The sequence below is a fragment of the Mesorhizobium sp. M4A.F.Ca.ET.050.02.1.1 genome, assembly GCF_003997725.1.
Classification (GTDB): Bacteria; Pseudomonadota; Alphaproteobacteria; order Rhizobiales; family Rhizobiaceae; genus Mesorhizobium.
In genome coordinates this window covers 1-3,846 of the sequence record NZ_RZSG01000583.1, presented here as the reverse complement: position 1 = coordinate 3,846, position 3,846 = coordinate 1, and the positions used below count along the sequence as shown (strand labels likewise).

The following is a 3,846-nucleotide window of genomic DNA, read 5'->3' as shown; positions in this document are numbered from 1 at the left end:
CCCCAGAAGCGGTCGCCGCCGCCCGCCGTCGGCACGAAGACCGGGATGCGGCCTATGAAGCCCCGCCCGCCTTGCGCCAGGTCGACCGGGCCGGCGAACACCAGTTCGTGCCTGTCGCGCGCCCGAAGCGCTGCCGCGCGCTGCGCCTCGTTCTTGCGGTAGTCGAGCCCGATCGCCTTTTCGTTGCCTTTCAACGGATACATCAGCGAGATGACGAGGTCCGGCGCGCCGGCGATGTTGCGCAACTGCGACTTCTGCTCGAACAGATTGCCGGCGAGCGACGCAAATCTCTGCTGGCCCATATAGGGCTCGGTGACGATGGCCGACACCAGGCCCTGTGTGAGCTGAAGGTTGCCGTTGATGTTGCCCTCGATCTTGGCGCGGATGATGTTGACCTTGGCCAGGACATCGGCGCGCACCAGTTGATCGGAGACTTTTCTGTTCTGCTGGTCGGCAAATATGGCGCAGATCAGAAGCACGACAAAGGCTATCGCCGCCGGCACGTTGGCGGACGAAAAAACGGCCTGTCTCATGCGGCCTATGCTGAAATCCGTTCTGGCCAATTCGACCCGAATACCCTTCCTGGACAATAGTCCATCGGTCGAACCTAGTAGAAAGTGCTTAAATTTAGACTTCCAGGCCGGCCAGAAGTTTCAGCATTGGGCCGATTGCTGCAAGGACAGGAGGCGCCACGGATCAAGGGTAGGGAGGAGCTGACATAGCCGATCTCGCCACTTGGGGGAGATAGGCAGCTTCGACGCGGCGCCTATTTGCCGGCCATGTGGTCGGCCAGCGCCTGGGCCTGGGCAAGCAATGCCGGGAAGGCCGCATCGCCCGGCAGGCGCTCGCCCATGCAGGCGCGATAGTCGGCGTCGCCTTTCTCCCAGGCGGCATTGGCGGCATCGTACGACTTTTCGTCCTTGAGTTCCGAAGCCTGGTAGGCCTCCTGGAATTTCTGGGCGGCGGCGGCGGCCGCTGTCCACAAGGCATCGCAAGCCGCGATCTTCGGAACGGCGGGCGCCGCGGGTGCCTCGGCGATCATGACCCGATCGCCCTTGACCAGCGTGACGATGACCTGCTGGTCGTAGATCGGCCCGACATCCTGCGTCCAGCCGCCCAGCCGCGCGATCGCCATGTCGGCGCCTTCGGGCTTGTTCAGCGCAAAGTCGAGCGTCTTGACGAAGGCGGCATCGGCGCCGATGGCCTGGGTATAGAAGGCGTCGAGCTTCAGCGCCGCGTCGATGCCGGCGGGCAGCTTGAGATTCTCATCGGTCTCGTCGGCCCTGGACTTCAGCCAGCGCTCGGCGAGCCCGCGCGTCGTCGCGACAAGGCTCGGGCCGTCGTCGCTCGTGGTGCATCTCAGCCCGTCGAGCATGCCGAATCCGATGTCGGAGTCGCTCAGGCTTTGGAGATTGATCGTGCCGGTTGCCGGAAAACCCTCGACCGCCAGCGGGCCGAGAAGGGCGGATAGGCGCTTTTCGAGATCGGCCATCGCCTTCACATTCTGGGCATCGAGCGATTCCACGGGAGCGTTCGCGCTTTCCTGCGCGGCGATGTCGGCAATCGCCTTGTCACGCGCGGCGATATAGTCATCCTCCGGCGAGGCAGCGAGTGCCGCGCTGCCCGCAAGCATGAAGAGAAGTATCCAGATCAACCTCATGACGTAGCCCCCAAAGTTAGCGATCAAAGCCCTTCGGAGCCTTCGCCCGAATTGGCGGCTTTTGCGTGGCGGAAATCTACGGAGAGCTGAATCTTTACCCGGCCTTGCGCTTCTCCACCTCGGCCTTGCGCAGCAAGAACCGCTGGATCTTGCCGCTTGGCGTCTTCGGCAGTTCGGTGACGAACTCGACCTCGCGCGGATAGGCATGCGCCGAGAGCCGCTTCTTCACATGCTGGGCCAGCTCCTCGGCCAGCGCCTCGCTGCCCTTGAAGGCCGAAGCCAGCACGACGAAGGCCTTGACGATCTCGGTGCGCTGCGGGTCGGGCACGCCGACCACCGCCGCCTCGTTGACCGCCGGATGCTCGATCAGCGCGCTTTCTACGTCGAACGGGCCGATGCGGTAGGCGGCCGAGGTGATGACGTCGTCGGCGCGGCCGATGAAGGAGACGGAGCCGTCCGGCTCGTATTCGACCGTATCGCCGGTGCGGTAATAGCCGCCCGCGATCGCCGGCGTCTCGGCCTGGTGGTAGCCGTCGAACCAGCGCAGCGGCGATCTTGCGATGTCGACGGCAAGCACGCCCGGCTGTTTGGGGCCGAGCTCGTTGCCCGCCTCGTCGAGCACCACCATGCGGTAGCCCGGCATGGCGAAGCCGGCCGAGCCCGCGCGCACGCTATGCGCCAGGCCATGATGGTTGTTTACCATCATGCCGTTCTCGGTCTGCCCGTAATGGTCGTGGATGGGGCGGCGAGATGAGCGTCGAACCAGCGGATCACTTCGGGGTTGAGCGGCTCGCCGGCACTGCTTACGACACGGAGCTTGCCCTTGACGCGGGCTGCGGCCTCCGCGCCTTCCGCCATCAAAAGCCGGTAGGCGGTGGGCGAGCCGGCGAGGCTGGTGACGCCCAGCCGCTCGATGATGGCGTAGGTGCTTCTGGCGTTGAAGGCGCCTTCGTAGAAGGTGGTGGCGATGCCGAGCTGCAGCGGCCCGGTGATGGCGTAGTACAGGCCATAGGCCCAGCCGGGGTCGGCGATGTTCCAGAACACATCATCGGGGCGGAGCCCGATCGCGTCGCGCATGTAGGCGCCGAAGGCGAGCAGCGCGTTGAGCGGCACCGGCACGCCCTTTGGATGGCCGGTGGTGCCCGAGGTCGACATCATCATGAACAGGTCGTCGCCCTTGCGCATCGCCGGCGGGCAGTCGGGGGCGGCGGCGGCAAGCGCTGCGCCGAAATCGATGTCGCTGGCGGGCAGGGTGTCGCCGGCGCCAAGGATGGTGGCGACGCGCGGATGGTTCTCGACCTCGTCGAGCTTGCCGCGGTTGGCCGGGTTGGTCACCACAAGCTTGGCCTTGCTGTAGCTCAGCCGGTGCTCGATCGCTTTCGGTCCGAAGGCGGTGAACAGCGGCTGGTAGACCGCGCCGATGCGCCATGCGCCGAGGATCAGCGCCACCAGCTCGGGGATGCGCGGCAGCATGCCCGCCACCACATCGCCAGGGCCGATGCCCAGGCCCTCGAGCATGTTGCCGGCGCGGCCGGACATGTCGGCAAGGTCGTCGAAGGTGAATTCGCGCAGCTCGCCGCTGGCCGAGACGGCGCGCAGCGCCAGCCGGTCCTCACCGGTGTAGCGCCCGCAGCATTCGACATAGGCGTTGATGCCGGTTGCCGGATCTCCGTGCAGCCGGCTGATCTCGTCCTCGAGGTGGAAATTCTGGACCGCGTCCTCGTAGCGCGGCAGGCCGGCCGGAGCTCTGGTCATGGCAATCCTCCCTCAGCGGCCAGCCATCTCCTGACGGCGGGCCGACGCCTCCAGATTGCCCGAAAACGCGGCGCGGGTCGATTGCGGCGATGGCCGGGGAGGGCGTCTTTATAGTGACGGGAGGGGGACGCGCTCGCCGGCTTTCGCCAATTGCCTGCGTTGAGGGCGAAGGCATGCGCTAAGGCAGGCGCAATCCTTGCGCCTCCATATGCCGCTTCCAGCGGCTGCGCAGCTCTGCCGGCCGGCAACCGATGCGCTCGTCGAGAAACGCGGCAGCGCTGATGCGGTCGGTGCGGAAATGGCGGAAATCCTGGCGCAGCTCGCACCAGGCGGCGAGCAGGCGCACCGTTTCGGCATAGCCGATCATCGTCGGCCAGACGACGCGCTCACTGCCCTCGTCGCGTTCGTTGCGGTAGCGGATGCGGATCTTG

The 3,846-nt window shown here is 66.0% G+C and carries 3 protein-coding genes and 1 pseudogene; all 4 read right to left on the bottom strand.

Features of this window, described 5'->3' with window-relative positions; all coding sequences use genetic code 11:
• A partial coding sequence (locus EOA33_RS27310; protein WP_190234384.1) for a CHASE domain-containing protein occupies positions 1–533 on the bottom strand: 533 nt, incomplete at its 3' end.
• Between the two features lie 233 nt (positions 534–766).
• Positions 767–1,633, bottom strand: coding sequence for a hypothetical protein (locus EOA33_RS27305; protein WP_245482451.1), 867 nt, complete (start codon positions 1,631–1,633; stop codon positions 767–769).
• A 121-nt stretch (positions 1,634–1,754) separates the two neighbouring features.
• Positions 1,755–3,415: pseudogene (locus EOA33_RS27300) on the bottom strand (acyl-CoA synthetase).
• Positions 3,416–3,593: 178 nt separating this feature from the next.
• A partial coding sequence (locus EOA33_RS27295; RefSeq protein WP_127407057.1) for a WYL domain-containing protein occupies positions 3,594–3,846 on the bottom strand: 253 nt, incomplete at its 5' end.

What these genes read in the sequence shown, in the direction of transcription:
- EOA33_RS27305 (WP_245482451.1), bottom strand. Translation starts at nt 1,633, where the DNA reads ATGCTTGCGGGCAGCGCGGCACTCGCTGCCTCGCCGGAGGATGACTAT.